Source organism: Cupriavidus sp. 05L411 (genome assembly GCF_056398045.1).
Genome location: NZ_JBFTOQ010000007.1, coordinates 293,453 through 313,068 on the forward strand (window position 1 = coordinate 293,453; position 19,616 = coordinate 313,068).

General features: G+C 66.2%; 17 protein-coding genes and 1 tRNA gene. 6 read left to right on the plus strand and 12 right to left on the minus strand.

What is annotated here, in order from left to right:
* The first annotated feature begins 69 nt into the window (after positions 1-69).
* The 3 genes from AC1DQR_RS11170 (at position 70) to AC1DQR_RS11180 (ending at position 3,144) form a co-directional block, all read left to right on the plus strand.
* Positions 70-1,320 carry an aspartate kinase gene (locus AC1DQR_RS11170; RefSeq protein ID WP_174422792.1) on the plus strand — a complete coding sequence of 417 codons (1,251 nt, stop codon included), beginning with the start codon at positions 70-72 and terminating at the stop codon, positions 1,318-1,320.
* A gap of 150 nt (positions 1,321-1,470) precedes the next feature.
* Positions 1,471-1,564, plus strand: a tRNA-Ser gene (locus tag AC1DQR_RS11175).
* Between the two features lie 125 nt (positions 1,565-1,689).
* Positions 1,690-3,144 (plus strand): DUF6538 domain-containing protein, encoded by a 1,455-nt coding sequence (locus AC1DQR_RS11180; RefSeq protein WP_477133032.1) that lies wholly within the window; start codon positions 1,690-1,692, stop codon positions 3,142-3,144.
* Between the two features lie 49 nt (positions 3,145-3,193).
* Here AC1DQR_RS11180 and AC1DQR_RS11185 read toward each other — a convergent pair whose 3' ends face one another.
* On the minus strand, positions 3,194-3,358 hold the full coding sequence (locus AC1DQR_RS11185) for a hypothetical protein (RefSeq protein ID WP_477133033.1): 165 nt from the start codon (positions 3,356-3,358) through the stop codon (positions 3,194-3,196).
* Between the two features lie 511 nt (positions 3,359-3,869).
* Between AC1DQR_RS11185 and AC1DQR_RS11190 the strand changes: the two genes are divergently transcribed.
* The 3 genes from AC1DQR_RS11190 to AC1DQR_RS11200 all read left to right on the plus strand — a co-directional run bounded on the left by AC1DQR_RS11190 (position 3,870) and on the right by AC1DQR_RS11200 (position 5,962).
* Entirely contained in the window at positions 3,870-4,457 is a 588-nt protein-coding gene (locus AC1DQR_RS11190) for a recombinase family protein (protein ID WP_477133034.1), read from the plus strand.
* 417 nt (positions 4,458-4,874) lie between these two features.
* Positions 4,875-5,207: a hypothetical protein gene (locus AC1DQR_RS11195; RefSeq protein ID WP_477133035.1), complete on the plus strand. Its 333-nt coding sequence runs from the start codon at positions 4,875-4,877 to the stop codon at positions 5,205-5,207.
* Between the two features lie 86 nt (positions 5,208-5,293).
* A complete protein-coding gene (locus AC1DQR_RS11200; RefSeq protein ID WP_477133036.1) occupies positions 5,294-5,962 on the plus strand; it encodes a hypothetical protein in 669 nt (222 codons plus the stop codon).
* Positions 5,963-6,164: 202 nt separating this feature from the next.
* Here AC1DQR_RS11200 and AC1DQR_RS11205 read toward each other — a convergent pair whose 3' ends face one another.
* The 11 genes from AC1DQR_RS11205 to AC1DQR_RS11255 form a co-directional block, all read right to left on the minus strand.
* A complete protein-coding gene (locus AC1DQR_RS11205; protein WP_477133037.1) occupies positions 6,165-7,229 on the minus strand; it encodes a tyrosine-type recombinase/integrase in 1,065 nt (354 codons plus the stop codon).
* A gap of 498 nt (positions 7,230-7,727) precedes the next feature.
* A complete protein-coding gene (locus AC1DQR_RS11210; RefSeq protein ID WP_477133050.1) occupies positions 7,728-8,891 on the minus strand; it encodes an FAD binding domain-containing protein in 1,164 nt (387 codons plus the stop codon).
* A gap of 58 nt (positions 8,892-8,949) precedes the next feature.
* The gene (locus AC1DQR_RS11215; protein WP_477133038.1) at positions 8,950-11,214 is read right to left on the minus strand and encodes a xanthine dehydrogenase family protein molybdopterin-binding subunit; all 2,265 of its coding nucleotides are present in this window, start codon (positions 11,212-11,214) and stop codon (positions 8,950-8,952) included.
* Complete coding sequence (locus AC1DQR_RS11220; protein WP_477133039.1) at positions 11,211-11,720, minus strand: (2Fe-2S)-binding protein; 510 nt, start codon at positions 11,718-11,720, stop codon at positions 11,211-11,213. Before AC1DQR_RS11220 ends, AC1DQR_RS11215 begins: the two co-directional genes overlap by 4 nt.
* Entirely contained in the window at positions 11,717-12,997 is a 1,281-nt protein-coding gene (locus tag AC1DQR_RS11225) for a c-type cytochrome (protein ID WP_477133040.1), read from the minus strand. The genes AC1DQR_RS11220 and AC1DQR_RS11225 overlap by 4 nt, the downstream gene beginning before the upstream one ends.
* A gap of 272 nt (positions 12,998-13,269) precedes the next feature.
* Positions 13,270-14,382, minus strand: a complete 1,113-nt coding sequence (locus AC1DQR_RS11230; protein ID WP_477133041.1) for an alkene reductase — start codon at positions 14,380-14,382, stop codon at positions 13,270-13,272.
* Between the two features lie 184 nt (positions 14,383-14,566).
* On the minus strand, positions 14,567-15,490 hold the full coding sequence (locus tag AC1DQR_RS11235; RefSeq protein WP_416048121.1) for a LysR family transcriptional regulator: 924 nt from the start codon (positions 15,488-15,490) through the stop codon (positions 14,567-14,569).
* Positions 15,491-15,535: 45 nt separating this feature from the next.
* Entirely contained in the window at positions 15,536-16,132 is a 597-nt protein-coding gene (locus AC1DQR_RS11240) for a TetR/AcrR family transcriptional regulator (RefSeq protein WP_174422906.1), read from the minus strand.
* A gap of 208 nt (positions 16,133-16,340) precedes the next feature.
* On the minus strand, positions 16,341-17,981 hold the full coding sequence (locus tag AC1DQR_RS11245; protein WP_416048123.1) for a cation acetate symporter: 1,641 nt from the start codon (positions 17,979-17,981) through the stop codon (positions 16,341-16,343).
* Positions 17,978-18,340 carry a DUF485 domain-containing protein gene (locus AC1DQR_RS11250; protein WP_416048124.1) on the minus strand — a complete coding sequence of 121 codons (363 nt, stop codon included), beginning with the start codon at positions 18,338-18,340 and terminating at the stop codon, positions 17,978-17,980. Before AC1DQR_RS11250 ends, AC1DQR_RS11245 begins: the two co-directional genes overlap by 4 nt.
* 51 nt (positions 18,341-18,391) lie before the next feature.
* Positions 18,392-19,615, minus strand: a complete 1,224-nt coding sequence (locus AC1DQR_RS11255) for an FAD binding domain-containing protein (protein ID WP_416048125.1) — start codon at positions 19,613-19,615, stop codon at positions 18,392-18,394.
* Position 19,616: the final 1 nt, after the last annotated feature.

The window sequence follows — 19,616 nt, forward strand, 5'->3', positions numbered from 1 at the left end:
ACACCTTGCCTTGGGGCTCCCCTTCGTGTATTTTCAAGGGTTTGCACAATCGCTGGTGTCGACAAACAGATGGCTCTCATCGTTCACAAATACGGTGGCACTTCGATGGGTTCTCCGGAACGCATCAAGAATGTCGCCAAGCGCGTTGCCAAATGGCATCGTGCAGGTCACCGCGTAGTCGTGGTGCCTTCGGCCATGTCAGGCGAGACCAATCGCTTGCTTGGCCTTGCCAAGGAAATTTCGGCGCAGCCGAGTCCGCGCGAGCTGGATATGCTGGCCGCCACCGGCGAGCAAGCCAGTTCCGCGTTGCTCGCGATTGCGCTGCAAAGCGAGGGCGTCGACGCGATCAGCTACACCGGCTGGCAAGTGCCGGTGAAGACCGACTCGTCCCATACCAAGGCCCGCATCGAGTCCATCGATGACGAGCGCATCCTGGCCGATCTCGACGCCGGGCGCGTGGTGGTGGTCACGGGCTTCCAGGGCATCGACGACAACGGCAACATCACCACGCTTGGCCGCGGTGGTTCCGACACCTCGGCCGTGGCGATCGCCGCCGCCATCGAGGCTGAGGAATGCCTGATCTACACCGACGTGGACGGGGTCTACACCACCGATCCGCGCGTGGTCGAAGACGCTCGCCGCCTGGATCAGATCACCTTCGAGGAAATGCTGGAAATGGCCAGCCTGGGCTCCAAGGTGCTGCAGATCCGTTCGGTGGAATTCGCCGGCAAGTACCGCGTGAAGACCCGCGTGCTGTCGTCGCTCACCGACCCCCTGATGCCCCTCGAGCAAGAAATGCACTCGGGCACGCTGATCACTTTTGAGGAAAATTCTGAAATGGAAGCAGCCGTCATCTCCGGCATCGCCTTTGCCCGTGACGAGGCGAAGATCACCGTCCTGGGCGTGCCCGACAAGCCCGGCATCGCATACCAGATCCTGGGCCCGGTAGCCGACGCCAACATCGACGTCGACATGATCATCCAGAACCAGTCCGTCGACGGCAAGACCGACTTCACCTTCACCGTGCCGCGCGGCGAATACCAGCGCGCGCTTGCCATCCTCAACGACGGCGTGAAGGCACATATCGGCGCCGCCAGCGTATCGGGCGACCCGAAGGTATCGAAGGTCTCGGTAGTCGGCGTGGGCATGCGCTCGCACGTCGGTATCGCCAGCAAGATGTTCCGCACGCTGTCCGAAGAAGGCATCAACATCCAGATGATCTCCACGTCGGAAATCAAGATCTCGGTGCTGATCGATGAGAAGTACATGGAGCTCGCCGTGCGCGCGCTGCATAAGGTGTTCGAGCTGGATCAGGCGTGATCCATGCAAGGCAGGCCGCGTGCGGCCTGCGCTTCTAACGGGCTGTGCAAGTTTTTTCAATTAGTCATCGAATCACCGTTGACCAATTGAAATCTGACCGATAGAATACGCGCTTCGTTGTGTGGCCTCCCTCACACAACGGCAGATTTGGGAGACGTGGCCGAGAGGTCGAAGGCACTCCCCTGCTAAGGGAGCATCCGGGCCAAAACCTGGATCGAGGGTTCGAATCCCTCCGTCTCCGCCACTACACATCGTATTGGCGGCGGAACCCCGGAAGATTGCGGTCTTCCGGGGTTTTGTTTTTTGTGGGGTGGTTCCAGCGGTACACTATGCCGCGCAGGTGTTACACCCGTACCTGTAGAGAACCCGATGGCAACCAACATCCAGAAGCGCGGAAGCGTCTACTACTTCCGTCGCAAAATCCCCCTAGACCTCATTGAGCAGCACAACGGCAAGCGCGAGATTATCCGCAGCTTGGGCACGAAGGATCGTCCCGAGGCCGAACGTCTGGCACGCAAGGTATCTGTTGAGCTTGATGACGAATGGCAGGCCATGAGGGCTGAGCCATCCGGCCCGGCAGCATGGCCTGACGATACCGACTTCGTAGACGTTGCCGGCAAGCTGATCCCCGTTTCGACTGGCCCGGCCCCTGCGCTTCAGCAAGTCACGCAGGCAGAGATTGATGCGGCTGAACTGGCCGACCAAGAAGCAGCCGGGCTGTACATCGCGGACGAGTACGCCGAAGAAGCCGCAGAGGAAGAAGCGGACAAGCTGATGCGCGTTATTGGTATCGTAGAGCGTCGCAGAGCAGAGGCTGGTATTGGACCGCTACCTCCCGCCGTAAAGGCCACCATAGCGCCTAAGGGAGCGATGGCGGACCAATCCAGCAAGGCCGCTGCCTCGGGCCAGAATCTTGAAGCCCTTATCCCGACATGGGAGCTAGAGCGAAAGCCGACGAGCAAGACCGTGGACGCTGTGCGCCGAGCGGTCCGCGAAGCAGGCGACCCGGACATTCACGCAGTAACGCGAGCAAGCATCGTTGCCACCCGGGACAAGTGGCTGATCTCCGGGGCCAGCGTGGCGACCGTCAATAAGAAGATTGGGTTCCTCCGTCTGCTGCTTGGTGTTGCCAAGGGGCGGGGCCTGATCGACGTGAACCCGGCAGAGGGCGCGGAGTTGCCGCTACCCAAGCGGGCCGTAGAACTGCGGAAGCCTTACAGCCCCGAGCAGGTCAAGGCCGTTATGGCTGCAACCGATGGCGCGAAGGAATCCGACCCGGCGATGTACTGGCTTCCCCGGTTGGCCCGCTGGACTGGTGCCCGGCTGAACGAGTTGCATCAGCTACGGCGCGAGGATGTTCAAGAGCGGGAAGGCGTGCCGGGCCTGATGATTACCGACGAGGGCGAGCATGGCGAGGGCGCGGCTATGCGCCTCAAGAGCGAGGGTTCCCGCCGATGGGTGCCGCTGGCCGTGCCGGTGTTGGTGTTCGCAGAATGGGCCAGTACGCGCCTCGATGGTCCGCTGTTCCCCGCCAAGCCGGGTGTGCATGGCATCGTGTCTGCCGCATTCTCGAAGCGATACGGGCGGCTGCTGCGCAAGACCCTCAAGATCACTGACACGCGCATCACCTTCCATTCCTGGCGGCACGGGTTTGCCGACATGTGTCGGGCCGCTGGTGTCGCGGCTGATGTGCGCATGGCCCTCATGGGGCATGCAGAACCGGGTGTATCAGGGACGTATGGGGCAGGGGACGGGCTACCAGCCAAGCGGCTTATAGAGGCCGTGGCCCGGCTGGCTGTGCGGGCGGAAAATGCGCCTGGCTAGTCCGGCTTCGCTTTCGAGAAGACACTGCCCCGGAATTCATCGTAGGAAGTCATGACTTGCTCCATCCCAGCGTCATACACCTGGCTTCAACCTCCGCCTTGAAGCCCAACTTCTCCAGCCGATCGTTGTCGATCTCCTTTTGATCTTCGTCCCAAGTAAGGTACTCCTTGAGGCTTTTTGCGCTCGCGTAAAGCAGGCCGAGGTATTCAATCATCACGCTCTCCATAACTAACCATTAGTCAGTGCCTAAAACGACATGTAACGCCCCATTGTATTAGGGTAAACCCTATGTTACTCCTTTCGCAGGAGTTTTCGGAAGCCCGCTTCCTTCCGACCCAAATTTTGATCTGGATTTCTGCGGGGCCTCTGCGCCTCCCGCGCACGCCACGCGCCCCCATGCGCCCCGCGCTACGCACGCGCCAATCAGACGCACACGCCCACATGAAACGCATAGCGCGCCTAGCCGTAGTGAGTAGCGTCACGGAAGCGACCAGAAGCCCTCTGCTGCGATCTGGCGGGCCGGATGGGGCGTGGACTGCCACCGCTGTGTGGCGCGGTGGGCCTGTAGCGCACCCTGATGGCGTCTCTCGTGTCAGGTCAGGGTATAAACCAGCCTGACGTCAGGGTGCGCGGGCGAATGCTGTCAGATCAGGATTGTTTTCCGTCAACTTGACACATTGCCTGTTAGGGTCTAGAGTCCAATCTGACGCCTCCGGGAGGGAACGATGACCAGCATCAGCAGCAGCGCCAAAGGCCACCGCGTGGCGTACCGCCGCGTATCCACACTGGAGCAGAGCACGGCACGCCAGCTTGACGGCATGGAGTTCGATGCCGAGTTCGAGGACAAGGCCAGCGGCAAGGACACCAAGCGCCCCCAGCTTGACGCGATGCTGAAGCACATCCGGGCGGGGGATCAGGTGTATGTCCACAGCATTGATCGGCTGGCCCGGAACACTGCGGACCTGCTGCGCCTCGTTGAGTTAATTACGGGCGAGAAAAAGGCGGACTTGCACTTCGCCAAAGAGAATCTCACATTCAGTGGGAACAAGGCGGACCCGATGCAAACCCTGATGGCGACCATGCTGGGGGCGTTCGCGCAGTTCGAGCGCGCCATGATTCGGGAGCGACAACGGGAGGGAATCGAGATTGCCAAGGCGGAGGGGCGGTACAAGGGCGGGAAGGCGAAGCTCAGTGGTGAGCAGGTGCAGTCCCTCTTGGCGAGGGTAGCGGCTGGGGAGGCCAAGGCCACCATTGCACGGGATTTCGGTATCAGCCGGGAAACCCTCTACCAGTACATCAAGGCTACGGCCTGAGCCACCCACATACACTGGCGGGACATCCGCCGAGGGATCGCAATGAGCAGCAACGAAATGGGCACGAAGGACGCGTCGCACGCAGCCCCGCGCCGGGGGCGACCGCACGGCAGCCTAGGACTCCCGCCGCGCTTGCGGCATTACCTGAAGTTTGGGCTGCACATTGGGGCGGGGCGACTTACGCGGGAGCTATGGGAGGCCGTCCACAACGACCCCGCCGCCATGCGGTACATCGCAAGCAAGTGCAAGGACGCGGAGCGGCTCGCCGCATGGGAACGGGGACAGCGGCGGTATACAGTGGGGCGGCAGTGCTCGAAGGCAGTCGCCGACCCGGTATGGGGGCAGCAGCAATGCGGCAGCCAGAGCCGCCTTGTCCGGGACGGTAGCTGCGCGGCGTGTGCCGACAGGCGAAGCCCTGTGAAGTGGACAGCGGATGGCCGGCTGGACAAGCTGACGATGATGCACGACCGGGAGGCGGCGGGATTGCCCCAGCACCGCAGCCGGGACTATTGGCTAGGCCAGCAGGGCGCCGAGCGGGCCGAGCGCGCTGGCGAGTTCCGCGAGGTGCTGCACGGCAAGTACATGGCGAGGATTCACCCTACAGGGCGGGTCGAGGTGTGGGATGCCACCGGCTGGCGCACAGATGACCTCGCCAAGCTGGCCCGCGAGCAGGGGGATGCGTTCTTCCGCTTTGCACAGCGCGAGCCTGACCTAGTGGCAGTCATGGCGGAGGCCGGATGGTCGGTATGAGTAAGCGGGCCGCCAGTCAGACGCCTTTGCGCACGGGTGCGCCCCTCCCACACGGCAGATTAAATACCCACTTGCAGCGGCAAGTGATGGATGCGCTACGCCATTTGGATGCCGCGAAGGTGGGCCGGCTTGTCCCTGCGCTGGTGATGCTGGCGGAGATGCGCAGGGTTGACGATCCCCGCCAGCGGACCGCCCGCCGGCTTGACAGTGCGGAAGCGTTGGCATTTGTGGATGCAAAAGGCAAGCGGGCACTCCCACAGATCAGGGCAGCAGCCCGCCCGTGGTTACGGAATGGGAACCCGGTCCCGCTGCATCTGCCGAAGCGCGGGCGTGCCTTGCGGGAGGCGAACGAATGGCTGGAGCGCGGTGGCTACGGCATACGCACGGGGCATCCTTGGGAACACCAGCCAACCGTCCGCGGTGCCTTCGGGGCGCTGCGGGAGGGGGATAAGCGCGAGGACATCAGCGCATGGCGGAGATGGGTGCACCGCTGGTACGGCTGGATGCCCGAGTACATGCAGCCGGAGAGCCGGGGCGGGGTCAAGGCGAGGCGGCCTCGCGAGGATAAGACGCTGGTGGCAGACGACCCCGCGCACGAGATTGGTCAGCGGCACGACATGCGGCAACTGTTCGAGGCGATGACTCGCAGGCAGCAGGCGGCGGTGCAGCGGCTTACGCGGGCTGCCACGGGGTCCATACCCGCATGGCTGGTACTGGCCCCGGAGAAGCCTAGGGGGCGACCCCGGAAGGCGTAGCTGGGGCGGCTATGTCCGGGCGCTGCCTCTGGCAAATAAATGTGGGACATGGTATTGCGTGGCACGCACGGAGGGGAAAGCCGCCAGCCCTTGCCCGACAAGGCAAGGCGGCTGATTCGGACTCCCGACAAATGGCAAGCCGCGTCACCCCCGGGCGTGGCCGGCTGGCGAGTTCGCAATCGGTGTCCCGCCGCCGCGCCAACTAGCCCAGCTTCGCTGCCAAGTCCTTGACTTGCAGGTGCGTGTACCGAGCCAGCATTCGTATGTCCTTGTGTCCCGTGATTGTCGCCACCTCCATTTGTGACAGACCCTTCTCGAACAGGCGGCTGGTAGCCTCGTGGCGCAGATCGTGGAACCGGAAGTTCTCCAGCCCGGCGCGCTTCACCATGCGTGTGAAAGCGAGTTTGAATGCGTTGACCGTGAGGCCGGGGAAGACGGGGCCGGAGTCGAGATCTCCAGCGCCGCCGAGTTCGTGGGCGGCGACTCGCCTCAGAGCGATGAGCACCTCCATTGCGCGCCTGGACAGAGGGACGCCGCGCGGCGTGCCGTTCTTCGTCGCGATGAGTTGGATTGACCGATGGGCGAGGCTGACGCGATTCCACTGGAGGTCGAGTATCTCGCTACGGCGCATGGCAGTCTCTAGCGCCAAGTCTAAGATCGAAACGATGTAGGGGTTCCGCGTCTCCTCGCCTGCCCGCCGCAGGGCTGTCTCCTCGGGCGGAGATAGTCGGCGCACGCGCCCCGGTGGGTTCTTGGGGCGGCGAACGGAAGTCAGGACGCTCTTGCAGAGGGCTACATCCCACTCATAGACGGCCAGCTTGAACACCGCGTTGAGGATGTTCAGTTCCCGGTTGACAGTGCTCGGGGCAACATCTTTCAGTCGCTGGTCGCGCCAATCGTTGATGTCATGGCGGGTCAGGTTCTCTACTTGGACACGTGCAAGGGGATACCTCATGATACTGCGGATGTGATTGACTTCAGCTTCCGCGCTCTTCTTATTGATCGTCTCCTCGGTCAGATGGCGGTGGAGGATGTCGGCCACGATTCGCGGCTGCACCCTGAATCCCGCCATGAGCTTCGCTTGGGCCTGTTCCCACGCTGCTTCCCGCGAGCGGGCCTTTAGTTCAGGTTCCGTGGCGCGAAGCCACGCTTCCGCTTCCTCGCGGCTAGGAAAATTGCGGGCGACAATTGGAATGCCCGTGAAACGAATCTTTGCTTGGAAACGTACTGCATCGCGCTTGGTTCGACGCTCAATGATTGTGCCCATACCGTTCTCCTGAGGTGCAGGTGTGTGGTACTGGGCGCTTACGTGCTGTTCCTCGGGAGTTGATAGTATGCCACTTGCTACCGACTGTGGGCAGGGTGGTACACTCGGGGCTGGCGCGCGACATGTGTACCTGCCCCAAACCCCGCATAAACACTAGGGTAGACCGAATCCCTCCGTCTCCGCCACTACATCGTATTGGCGGCGGAACCCCGGAAGATTGCGGTCTTCCGGGGTTTTGTTTTTTGTGCTCCCCGTTTCACTGCTCACCTTTTCACTGCTGCCCCAGCGTGTGTACCTGACACAGACTGACCGGGAGCCAGCATGTACCTCACCCGCCGAGACGGCATCTACTACCTGTGCAAGCGCGCGCTGATTGACCGCATGGCGTCTATGGCAAGCGAGAGATCGTGCGCAGCGTTAGCGTCAAGGACCGGGCCATCGACCGCGCACGAATCGATCGCACTGGTCCCGGCACGCTGAGCCGCGCTGCCGTGCCGGTCAGTCAGGCTGCATCACGCCCATGATGCGCCGGCCGAGCGAGATGCCCCACTGGGCCAGGCGCTTGTCCTCGGCCCACTGGCTTCGATCCCACACCACGAGTGCGTCGTCGATGCGCTCCCCGCCGGCCTGTAGCGCGCGCGCCAGGGCCACGGCATTGGCGGCCGCCTTGCCCGCGCCCGCGCCGGTATGCGGACGCGCCACGAAGGCGGCATCGCCTAGCAGCACCGCGCGGCCAAAGCGCATGCGCGGCGCTGCGTAATCCTGGATCAGCTGCAGGAAGGGATCGGGGGTCGATGCGACCAGTGCCGCGAACACGGGCGCGAGGCTGTCCGCCGCGGCAAGCCGCAGCGCCTGGGCATCGGCATCCTTGAGCGCGCCCGGGGGCAGCGAATGCGTGTGCTGGCGGCCATGGCGGTCCAGCAGCACGGCCGCCAGCGGTTCTCCCGCGGGCAGCGCGCGGTACCAGACCCAGTTCAGGCGCCGTTCATTGCGCCGGGCTGATCCGTCCTCGCCGGGGATGAGGTAGGTCAGCATCTGGTGTCCCGGCTCGTCCTGGAAGGCGAAGGCATCGACCAGCAGCGACCTGGCCTGCTCGCCCAGCGCTGCCTCGGGCAGCACGCCGCGCCAGGCGACATAGCCGGCATAGGCGGGCGCATCGCCGGGCAGGAGTTGCTGCCGCACCGTGGACAGCGGTCCGTCGGCGCCGACCAGCAGATCCGCGTGCTCGGTGCGGCCCGAGGCAAAGCGGGCCGTCACATGATCGGCCTCGCGGTCCAGCGTGACCAGTTCCTGGCCCGCATGGATCATGCGCGGATCAAGCGCGTCTTTCATCAGGGCATAGAGTCCGTTCCAGGCGATTTGCGTCTGCGGCATGTCGATGCGGCGAACCACACCCTCGCGGTCCAGGAAGATGCGGTCCTTCGACGGCACGCCGAACTCTGGCGGGTGCGCGACCCCGGCGAAGGCCAGCGCGTCGAGCACGCCGGGCTGCAGCACGAGCCCGCCGCCGCGGCTGTCGAGCTGCTGCGGCGAGCGCTCGAAGACATCGACATCCCAGCCGATGGCGCGCAGGCAGATGGCGGTAAAGAGCCCGCCGAGCGAGCCGCCGATCACGATGGCGCGGTAAGGTCTAGACGTGGGCATGGTGGGCATGATGATCATGGCGTTGAGGTTCAGGGGCCGGGTGCCGGTCAGCGTCCGGGTCATGGCATGCTGCGCGCTACGGCGCGATTTCCCTGCGCAGCCGCTCGCCGCCCAGCGGCATGTCGCGCAGGCGCTTGCCGGTGGCATCGAACAGGGCGTTGCCGATGGCGCCCGCAGTGGGCCCCATCGCGGCTTCGGCCACGCCGAGGAACGGCGTGCCGGGGCGGTCGATCAGGTGCACGTTGACGGTGGTGGGCACGGCGGAGAAGCGCATGATCGGATAGGCGCTCCAATCGAAGCTGCCGATGCCGCTGGTGTCAAAGCGCAACTGCTCGTACAGCGTCCAGCTCGCGGCCTGCAGGACGCCGCCCTCGATCTGGTTGCGCACGCCATCCGGATTGACGATCTGCCCGCAATCGACGGCCACCTCCGCATGCTCCAGGCGCACCAGTCCCGTGTCGCGCACCACCGAGATCTCCAGCGCGATCGCCATATAGCCCATCAGGTTCTTGTACCTGGCGAACGCGAAGCCGACGCCGTGGCCGGGCTTGCGGCCGCGCCGGGGCCAGCCGAACCTGGCGGCGGCAAGCTGGATCACGTCGCGCGCGCGCGGGTCTTCCAGATGCCGCAGCCGGAACGCCACGGGGTCGGTGTTGGCCGCGGCGGCCAGTTCGTCCATGAAGCTCTCGATCGAGAAGACGTTCATGTGCGCGCCCAGCGAGCGCATCGCCGAGGTGCGCAGCGGCATGGTCGGCGAGAAGTGGTTGACGATGTGCGAGGCCGGGAGCTTGTAGAGCGGAATCGCGTTGCGGTCGCCGCCGCCTTCGGGCTGCAGCATCGGGGCCGAGGGCGCGGGGACGAAGGGCCTGGCCAGCTGGGTGGCGGGCAGCAGCCGGCCCGCGTTGACCACGCGCTCGTTATGCGAGCTGCTCCACAGCGCGTAGTCCCAGTCGACGATATGGCCACCGGCATCGAGCGAGGCCTTGACCTCGGTGACCATGGCCGGCGTGAAGTGGTCCCACAGGTTCTCCTGGTCACGCATCCATTGCACGCGCACCGGCTTTCCCGGCAGCGCGCGGGCCAGATAGGCGGCATGCGCGGCGGCGTCGTCGGCGCCGTTGTGCCCGTAGCAGCCCGAGCCTTCCACGTGGATGCAGCGCAGTTTGTCCTTGGGCATCGACAGCATCTCGGCCAGGCCGTCGCGCAGCGGGTAGACGCCCTGGGAGTGGGTCCATACGGTCAGCACGCCGTCCTGCATCTGCGCGACGGCGCACGAGGGGCCGATCGATCCGTGCATCAGGTAGTGCTTGGAATAGCTGGCGGCCAGCGTCCTGGCGCCTGCCGGCACAGCGCCCCGCGTGTTGGCGATCTCGATGTGCTGCGTGGCGAGCTGCTTGAGCTGCGCGATCACGTCGGCGGGGCGGGGCAGCGCGCGCCCCTTGCTCCAGCGGCAGGCGGCGCCGAGCGCGCGCTGAGCCAGTACCGCCTGCCATTCCCCCGTGGCCACCACGGCGAGCAGGTTGCCGTCGCGCACGACGGCGATCACGCCGGGCATGGACTTGATCGCGGTCTCATCGACCGACAGCAGGGCAGCGTCATAGGCCGGCGGCAGCACCACGCGCGCATGCACCATGCCCGGCATGTCCAGGTCCTGGACATAGCTCGGCTTGCCGGTGACCTTGCCGGGAATGTCCAGCCGAGGCATCGGCGTGCCGATCACGGAGAACGACTTGGGGTCGCGCAGCGGCGAGGCGGGCGTTGCCGCGCGGTGCAGGTTCACCGTGGGCAGCAGTTCGCCGAACGACAGCGAGCGCCCGTCGGGGGCCGTGATGCGCGCATTGCCGACCGACAGCGACGCGGCATCGACACGCAGTTGCCGCGCGGCGGCGTCGGTCAGCAGCCCGCGCACCTGGGCCGCCGCGTTGAGCAGGGCGCTGCCGCTGTCGGCCATGGTGTGGCTGCCGGCGGTCAGCCCTTCGTCCGGCGAGCGGCCGGTATCGGCGCTCAGGAAGGTGATCAGCGCGGGCGCCATCTGCAGCTCTTCCGCCGCCACCTGCAGCAGCGCGGTGCGCACACCAGTGCCCAGCTCGACCTTGCCGGTGTACACCGTGACCTGGTTGTCGGGGGCGATCCTGATCCAGGCGTCGAGATAGGGATTGGTCTTCAGGCTGCCCGCCAATGCGCCGTACTGCCGTGCGACCTGCACGGCGGCACCCTCGTCGGCCAGCACCAACTGCGCCATGGCCTTGCGGCCCGGCAGCAGCGTGAAGCCCACCACCAGCGAGCCCGAGACCAGGATGGCGCGGCGGCCCAGGTCGATGTGGTCGTCATGGCCGCTCATCGCGCCCCCTCCTTGCTGCCCTCGGTCTTGACCCCGCCCGGGCGCACGGCGCCGGGCATGGCGGCCACGGCGCGGATGGCCGCCAGGATGCGCATATGGGTGCCGCACCGGCACAGGTTGGGTTCCATGTTCGCGCGCAGCTCGGCCTCGGTGGGATGCGCGTTGACCTCCAGCAGGGCCTGCGCGCGCATGATCATGCCGGCGATGCAGTAGCCGCATTGCGCCGCCTGGTGGTCGATGAAGGCCTTCTGCAAGGGCCCTGGCCTGTCGGCGGTGCCCAGGCTCTCGATGGTGCGCACCGGCCGGGCGCCGACCGATGCCACCGGCATCAGGCACGAAAACACCGCGCGGTCGCCGACGATGACGGTGCAGGCGCCGCACTGGCCCAGGCCGCAGCCGAATTTGGCGCCGTGCAGGTGCAGCTCGCCGCGCAGGGCATAGAGCAGCGGCGTGGACGGATCGATGTCCAGCGCGTGGCTGGCGCCGTTGACGGTGAGCTTGATCATCTCGATTCGTCCCCTTTCCTGAGGTTGGCGATGGTGTCCTGTACGCCGGTCCACGGCGGCTGCCGGGTGTAGGTGGCGCGCAGGTAGTCCGCCAGGTCGGCAAGCTGCTGGTCGTCGAAGGCCTGTGCGAACGCAGGCATGTAGTGCGTCGCGTCCTCGCCGTTCCACGCCACGCCTTGCAGCATCATCTGGATGGCGTTGCGCGGCGTGCTCGCGTTGACCGCGGAACTGGTGGCGAGGCTGGGGCGGGCCCCCACGCTCTGCATTGGCGAACCGGGGCCATGGCAGGCGGCGCACGCTCCGGTGAAGAGCGTCGCGCCGCGTGCGATGGCGGACTGGTCGGTCACGGCCGCCGAGACCGGCACCACGGCGGGCGCGGGTGCTGGTTTTTGCAGCGACATCAGATAGCTCGCAATGGCATCGACGTCCGCCTCTGGCACGGTGGCCAGTTCGAGCGTGACTGGCAGCATCGGCCCGGCTGCCGCGCCATGCGCCGCGGAGATGCCGGTGCGCAGGTATGTGCTTAGCTGCGCCTTGGTCCAGGGCACGGGACCGCTCGCCAAGCGATTCAGCGGCGGCGCTTCCCAGTTGTCCACCACGCTGCCGTCGAAGGCGCGGCCCGGTTTTTCCCCGCCGATCGCATTGAGCGGCGAGTGGCAGGCGGCGCAGTGGCCAAGTCCGTCCACCAGCAGGCGGCCGCGGTTCCAGGCTTCGTCCTGCGCGGGATCGCGTTGCGCTTCGCCGGGTCGCAGGAACAGCACGTTCCAGAAGGCGACCAGAGGCCGGAAGTTGAGCGGGAAGATCAGTGCATTGGCGGGCGGCCTGGCAGTTACGGGCTCGCGCCGCATCAGGTAGGCATAGGCCGCTTCGATCTCGCGGTCCGACATCCTGGTGAAGTGGATGTACGGAAACGCTGGATAGAGCTGGTGGCCGTCGCGCGCGATGCCGCGCCGCATGGCGCGCGTGAAGGCGTCCAGCGACCAGTTGCCGATGCCGGTTTGCGCATCGGGCGTGATGTTGGTCGAGTAGATGGTGCCGAACGGCGTGACCAGTGGCAGGCCGCCGGCGAAGGGCTGGCCGCCCTTGGCCGTATGGCATACCGCGCAGTCGCCGAGCGCGACCACGCGGGCGCCCTCCAGCGTCAGCGCCCGGTCGAAGGAAGCCGGCGCGGGCGTGGGGATTGGCGCGATGGCCGGCTCCCACATGATGCCGGCGGCAGCCACCAGGGCAACAACCGCCGCCCCTGCTGCCGCGAGAAGGATGGGCCGGCGTTTCATGCCTGGCCTGCGGGGAGTCGATGCCGGTTCATTGCGGGAATCCTTGTATCGATAAAGGCCCGCGGCGCGCATTCCATGCATCGGGACCTTTGGCAGCGGCGGGAAGGCGCGGCTCAACTCGCATGGTAGGAGCCGTGCTGACCGGCAACAATCAGACGAGTGGTCTGTGACGCTCAAACCAAAGTATGAGAGGGTGATGTGCCGGCGCGATGGCGCAGGCGGGAGGTGCCCGACCCGGCCGAGCACGCCGATCGCCTGCCGGCCACCCGCATTCAAGCCGCAGCTGGATAATCGGTGTAGCCTCCGGCACCGCCGCCGAAGAATGACGTGGCATCTGGCGCGTTCAACGGCAGGCCACCGCGCAGCCGGACGGGCAGGTCGGGATTGGCGATGAACGGGCGGCCAAAGGCGATGATGTCGGCGCGGCCGCTGGCGAGCGCGTGCTCGGCGCTATCGCGCCCGTAGCCGCCCGCCAGCATCAGCACACCGTGGTAGGCCCCGCGCAACTGCTGGATGATCGCGTCCCAGCGGGGATCGGCGTGCTCCTCCTTGACGGTGCCGACCATGGCCGGCTCGACCAGGTGCAGGTAGGCCAGGCCCCGGGTGTCGAGCTGGCGCACGATATAGCCGAAGGTCTCTTCAGGCGATGCATCGCCCATGCCCATGAAGCGCCCCATGGGCGTCAGCCGCACGGCAACGCGCGCGGGTCCAACCTCCGCCGCGATCGCGTCCACCACCTCCAGCAGCAGCCGTGCCCTGTTCTCGATGCTGCCACCGTAGGCGTCGTCGCGCTGGTTGCTGTTGGAGTTGATGAACTGGTCGAGCAGGTAGCCGTTGCCGGCGTGGATCTCCACGCCGTCCATGCCGGCAGCCATGGCGTTGCGCGCGGCGTGCCGGTAGTCGGACACGATATCGTGGATGCCGTCCAGGGTCAGCGCCTGCGGCACGGGCACGTCGCCCCAGGCGCCGTTGCCATGCGCGTCGATAATGAAGGTCTTGCCGGGGACGGGCAGGGCGCTGGGCGCCACTGGCAGCGCGCCGCCGGGCTGGAATACCGGGTGCGAGACGCGGCCGACGTGCCACAGTTGCATGAAGATGATGCCGCCTTGCCCATGCACGGCGTCGCTGACCGCTTGCCATCCCTGGATTTGCGCCTCGCTATGGATGCCCGGTGTCCAGGCGTAGCCCTGCCCCTGTTGCGAGATCTGCGTGGCTTCGGTGACGATCAGCGCCGCGCCGGCACGCTGCCGGTAGTACTCGACATTCATGTCGGTGGGCACGTTGCCGGGCTGGCCGGCGCGCGAGCGCGTCAGCGGCGCCATGGCAACGCGATGTGGCAGGGTATGGTTGCCGAGGCGAACGGGGGTGAAGAGATGGTGGGTCACGGTGGTTCTCCGTCAGGTGCGATGGGTCGGTCGGCGGCAGCAGGCTTGCCTTCGCGCCGCGCTGGCTGTCTCGGAAAGAGATGACCTGAAGGTTAGGTGCTAACCCGTCGCCGGAGAATCGGGCCACCGCGCAACGTTGCGTTGCGCTGGTGGCAAGGCGGCAAGGCGAAAGCGGTAGGGGGCGTCAGGCGCCCGCTTCGTTCCGGCCGGTCGGCCCGGGAATCCGCGAGAGAAAGTCGAGGAAGGCGGCGATGCGCCGCGAGCCGCGCTGGTTGGGCAGGTAGAGCGCGGTGATGGCCGAACTGGCGCGGTTGGGGTTGACGGTCCAGTCTTCCAGAAGCGCGGTCAGGCGCCCGCTCTGGATATCGTCGTCGACCAGCCAGTCGGGCAGCAGGGCGATGCCGCCGTCGGCCAGCGCTAGTTCGCGCAGCACTTCGGCGTTGTTGCTCTTGAAGGTGCCCGGAACGGGCACCTGGATTTCCTCGGTGCCGCGCAGCAAGGTCCACATCTGCTGGCCCGCGCCGTACGTGAAGCGCAGGCACGCATGCCCGGCGAGCTCCGCCGGCGCGGTGGGGATGCCGTGCTGCTGCAGATAGCCAGGACTTGCCACCACCCTGCGCCGGAACGTGCCGATCTGACGCGCCACCACTTCATCGAGCGACGCGGCGCTGCCCAGGCGGATGGATAGATCGATGCGTTCGCCGAGCAGGTCGACAATCTCGTCGGTCAGCGTGACTTCCAGTTCCAGCTTTGGATACTGCGCGATCAGGCTGCCGAGGAACGGCGCGATGCAGCGGCGCCCGAACGCCACCGGCAGCGACACGCGAAGCTGGCCCACCGGCGTATCGCCACGGTCGGCGATCAGCGCGTCGGCTTCCGCCACCGCGTCGAGGATCTTGCGCGCCCGCTGGTAATAGGCCGCGCCGGCCTCGGACACCGTTACCTGCCGTGTCGACCGGTTCAGCAGCACGGTGCCCAGCTCTTCCTCCAGGCCGTCCATCATGCGGGTCACCGATGATGTGGCCAGGTTGACCCGCCGCGCGGCGGAGGAGAACCCCTTGGCGTCGACCGTCTCGACGAACAGCTTCAATGCCAGCAGCTTGTCCATAGGTAAGACTCCAGCGGTAAGGGTGTCGTCTATCCCTGCAGGGGCTCAGTTGCCGGGTTTGTCAGGCGCGCGCAGGGAACGCATGACGGCAGGCGCGCCGTGGAGAAACATGTCCACCTTGCGGCGGATCACGGCGCCGATGTCCGCGGGCACCTTGAGGCCATAGACCCATTTGCGCACGCCGAGATAGAAGATGGCCGCGTGCAGGCCCCAGATCATCTCGACCTCGGCCTCCAGCTCGGCCGCATTGCGCGGCTCCGGGATGCCGTACGCGGCGCGCACCTCGGCCAGCACGGGCAGGAAGACCTTGCTGCGCAGCTTGTTGAGGTACTTGTTGTTGATGCCTTCGCGCGTGAGGCCGGCAAAGATGAAGACCCGGATCCATTCCTCGCGCAGGATCACGGACGCATAGTCGAGGTAGAACGCATACAGCCGTTCGGTCAGCGGCGTGGCGCGATCGGCGATCTGGCGTTCCCAGTCGGGCCGCCATTGGAACACTTCGCTGTAGACCCGGTCGATCAGTGCCTCCTTGCTGGAGAAGTAGCGGTACAGCAAGGGCTGGGTGACGCCAATCTGCTTGGCGAGATCGCGCGTGCTGCCGGAGAATCCGTTGCGCGTGAAGTGCTCGATGGCCTTCTGCACGATCTGCTGCTCCCGCTCTTCGGGGAGCAGCCGTTTTGCGGTCTTGGCCGGGGCAGGGGTCTGCGGCGGCGTTGCGTCTCGTTTCATTCGTTCACCTGTGACAGGCACGTCCCGTGCGGAGCGTTTGCGGCATTGTACCAATCGGGTGATAAATTGTGAGGCGCGGCCGGGCTGCCGGCAGTGGGGCCGGCAGCACAGGACACGGGACCTACTGCGGCTTGACCAGCCCAAGCTCGCAATCGACCAGCTGATTGTTGAAGGCGCCGCGTTCGCGCGCACCGCGCGCGGACCGGTCGGTGACCGAGAACACGTAGATGCCGGCAAAGGCCACCAGCATGGAGAACAGCGCCGGATATTCGTAGGGGTAGATGGCGCTCGCATGGCCAAGCACCTGCACCCACACGGTCGGGCTCAGCACCGTCAGCACCACCGCGCTCAGCAAGCCAAGAGAGCCGCCCACCACAGCGCCCCGCGTGGTCAGTCCGCGCCAGTAGATCGACAGCAGCAGCACCGGGAAATTCGAGCTGGCGGCGATCGAAAAGGTCAGGCTGACGATAAAGGCAATGGTCTGCTTCTCGAACAGGATGCCCAGCAGGATGGACAGTACGCCCAGCACGAGCGTGGTCATCCGGGAGACGCGCATCTCTTCCTTGTCGGTGGCCTTGCCCTGGCGCAGAACCTTGGCATAGAGGTCGTGCGAGATGGCGGAAGAGCCGGCCAGCGTCAGCCCCGCCACCACGGCCAGGATGGTCGAGAACGCTACCGCGCAGATGAAGCCGAGGAAGAGGTTGCCGCCTACGGCATGGGCCAGGTGCACGGCCACCATGTTGACGCCGCCGATCACCGCGCCAGCGGGCGTGTGGTAGGCCGGATCGCTCGCCACCAGCGCGATGGTGCCGAAGCCGATGATGATGATCAGCGCGTAGCCGATGCCGACGATGCCGGTGGCGTACAGGATGCTCTTGCGTGCCGCCTTGACGTCGCCGACGGTGAAGAAGCGCATCAGGATATGTGGCAGGCCGGCGGTGCCGAAGATCAGTGCCAGGCCGAGCGATACCGCCGAGACAGGATCGGAGACCAGGCCGCCCGGGCGCATGATGGCCGCATGCTTGCCGTGGGCCTCGATGGCCTGCGCGAACAGCGCATTCAGGCTGAAGCCGAAGCGGCTCATGACCATGAATGCCATGAAAGCGGCGCCCGCCAGCAGCAGCACTGCCTTGATGATCTGGATCCAGGTGGTGGCCAGCATGCCGCCGAAGAACACATAGATCACCATCAGCACGCCGACCAGCACCACCGCCGCCGTGTAGCTGAAGCCGAACAGCAGCTCCACCAGCTTGCCGGCCCCCACCATCTGCGACACCAGGTACAGCAGCACGATGACGATGGAACTGGACGCGGAGAACGCGCGGATGGGGCGCTGCTGCAGGCGGTATGAGACCACGTCCGCCAGCGTGAAGCGGCCCAGGTTGCGCAGTGGCTCGGCGATCAGGAACAAGATGATCGGCCAGCTGGCGAGAAAGCCGATGGAGTAGATCAGGCCGTCGTAGCCGCTGGTGAAGACGAGCGCGGAGATGCCCAGCAGGGAGGCCGCCGACATGTAGTCGCCGGCAATGGCCCAGCCGTTCTGCAGGGCGGTGATCTTGCCGCCGGCTGCATAGTGGTCGGCCACGCTGTGGTTGCTCTTGGCCGCCCAGCGTGTGACCACGAGCGTGGCGGCGACGAACATCAGGAACATGGCGATGGCGATGACGTTCATGCCCTGGCCCACCGAGCTCGACGCCGCAAAGGCTGGCAAGGCGGTGAGCAACAGGGCCGCGCCGATGGCGCAGAGGTTGGCTTGCTTCATTTTGCTGCCCCTTGCTTGATTTCGCTGATCCGCTGGTCGTATACGGTGTTGGTGCGATGCACGTACACCGCAACCAGCAGGAAGGTCAGCGCGAACATGCCGAAGCCCACTGGAATGCCCACGCTCATGGGCTGGCCCAGGGTCAGCTGGCGGCCCAGCAGCGCGGGCCGGAAGGCGAGCGTGAGGATGTAGCCGAAGTACACCGCCAGCATGATGGCGGTCAGCGCCCACGCGAACCTGCGCCGCGCGCGCACCAGGGACTGGAATGCCGGATCGGCGAGCAGGGGATTCGGTGGGGGCGCAGCGAGCGCGGCGCTTTCGCGGGCGGCTGCGGCAAAGGTGGGGGCGGTGTGTTCCAAGGTTGTCTCCGTTGGGGGGGCGGTTGGTCTGGCGGGAGTGCGGCGGCGCGCTCAGAAGCGCGTCGATACCGCCGTCTCGCGCATCACGGCTTCCGGCGTGCGATAGCGCTCGGCCATCTGGCGGTCGGTCTCGTTCTTGAGCTGCGCCTGCATATAGGCGCCGAGGTGGCGCGCGTGCTGGACGATGGCCGCGCCCACCTGCACGCGCTCGGCGCTGTAGCTTTCCAGTGCGGCACTAATGCTGTCATGCGCTTGCAGGGCCTTGACCAGCGAGATGGCGTCGCCCGCGGCCTTGGTCACACCCATGCCGCAGTGCGGGCGCGCCACGAAGGCGGCGTCGCCGAGCAGCGCCACGCGGTCGAAGGCCATGCGCGGCACCTCAAGGTCGAAGATGGGCTGGAACAGCGGCTGCGCGGCCTTGGTCACGACCTCGCCGAACTGGGGCGCCAGGTTGGCCAGCGCGGCTTCCTCCATGCTGGCAAGCACGTCCGGGCGGATCAGCCCCGGCGGGATGCCGCCGGACCAGCGCTTGCCGCTGGCGTCGGTCAGCAGGTCGGGCAGGTCCAAGTCTTCGCTGGTGGCGCGGTACCACACGAAGTTGTAGCGGCGCTCGCCAACCCGGGTGCTGTTGCCCTGGCCCGCCACCGGGTAGCCGAGGATCTGCTCGCGCGGCGGTAGGCAGAAGGCGAACTTCTCGAACAGCATGTCGCGCGTGGCTTCGCTCAGGCTCGTTTCGTCCACCAGGCCGCGCCAGGCGATGTAGCCTGCGTACTGGAGCCGGGACTCGGGCAACAGGCACTCGCGCAGCGCGGAGCGCAAGCCGTCCGCGGCGATGACAAGATCGGCGTGATGGATCGAGCCGTCGTCCAGCATCACCACGGCGCGGCCGGGCTCGCTGCGCACCGACACCACATTGGCGCCCGTGCGGTAGGTGCCCCCGGTGAAGGCGGACCGCAGCACGTGGTACATCTTGCCCCATGCCGTCAGCGTTTGCGGCAGCTCACGCTGCGACAGCACGCTGCCGTCCTGGCCCAGCGTCAGCCGGGACTTCACCTGCACGCCGATGGAGTCGTCCACCTCGACCCCGGCGGCGGCCAGGGCCTCGAACAATTCCGGATGCGTGACGATGCCCGCGCCGCGCCCGGCAAGGGCTTCGGGAACGCGCTCGCATACCTCCACTTCCCACCCGGCGCGGGCGAGCAGGTTGGCCGCGAACAGTCCGCCCAGCGAGCCGCCCACGATGATGGCCTTCGGCCGTGTCGATAGGGTTGTCATG

Bases quoted from the DNA above. Each gene is read 5' to 3' on its own strand.
- AC1DQR_RS11170 (WP_174422792.1), top strand. From the start codon at position 70: ATGGCTCTCATCGTTCACAAATACGGTGGCACTTCGATGGGTTCTCCG.
- AC1DQR_RS11180 (WP_477133032.1), top strand. From the start codon at position 1,690: ATGGCAACCAACATCCAGAAGCGCGGAAGCGTCTACTACTTCCGTCGC.
- AC1DQR_RS11185 (WP_477133033.1), bottom strand. From the start codon at position 3,358: ATGATTGAATACCTCGGCCTGCTTTACGCGAGCGCAAAAAGCCTCAAG.
- AC1DQR_RS11190 (WP_477133034.1), top strand. From the start codon at position 3,870: ATGACCAGCATCAGCAGCAGCGCCAAAGGCCACCGCGTGGCGTACCGC.
- AC1DQR_RS11200 (WP_477133036.1), top strand. From the start codon at position 5,294: ATGGATGCGCTACGCCATTTGGATGCCGCGAAGGTGGGCCGGCTTGTC.
- AC1DQR_RS11205 (WP_477133037.1), bottom strand. From the start codon at position 7,229: ATGGGCACAATCATTGAGCGTCGAACCAAGCGCGATGCAGTACGTTTC.
- AC1DQR_RS11210 (WP_477133050.1), bottom strand. From the start codon at position 8,891: ATGATCATCATGCCCACCATGCCCACGTCTAGACCTTACCGCGCCATC.
- AC1DQR_RS11215 (WP_477133038.1), bottom strand. From the start codon at position 11,214: ATGAGCGGCCATGACGACCACATCGACCTGGGCCGCCGCGCCATCCTG.
- AC1DQR_RS11220 (WP_477133039.1), bottom strand. From the start codon at position 11,720: ATGATCAAGCTCACCGTCAACGGCGCCAGCCACGCGCTGGACATCGAT.
- AC1DQR_RS11225 (WP_477133040.1), bottom strand. From the start codon at position 12,997: ATGAAACGCCGGCCCATCCTTCTCGCGGCAGCAGGGGCGGCGGTTGTT.
- AC1DQR_RS11235 (WP_416048121.1), bottom strand. From the start codon at position 15,490: ATGGACAAGCTGCTGGCATTGAAGCTGTTCGTCGAGACGGTCGACGCC.
- AC1DQR_RS11245 (WP_416048123.1), bottom strand. From the start codon at position 17,981: ATGAAGCAAGCCAACCTCTGCGCCATCGGCGCGGCCCTGTTGCTCACC.
- AC1DQR_RS11255 (WP_416048125.1), bottom strand. From the start codon at position 19,615: ATGACAACCCTATCGACACGGCCGAAGGCCATCATCGTGGGCGGCTCG.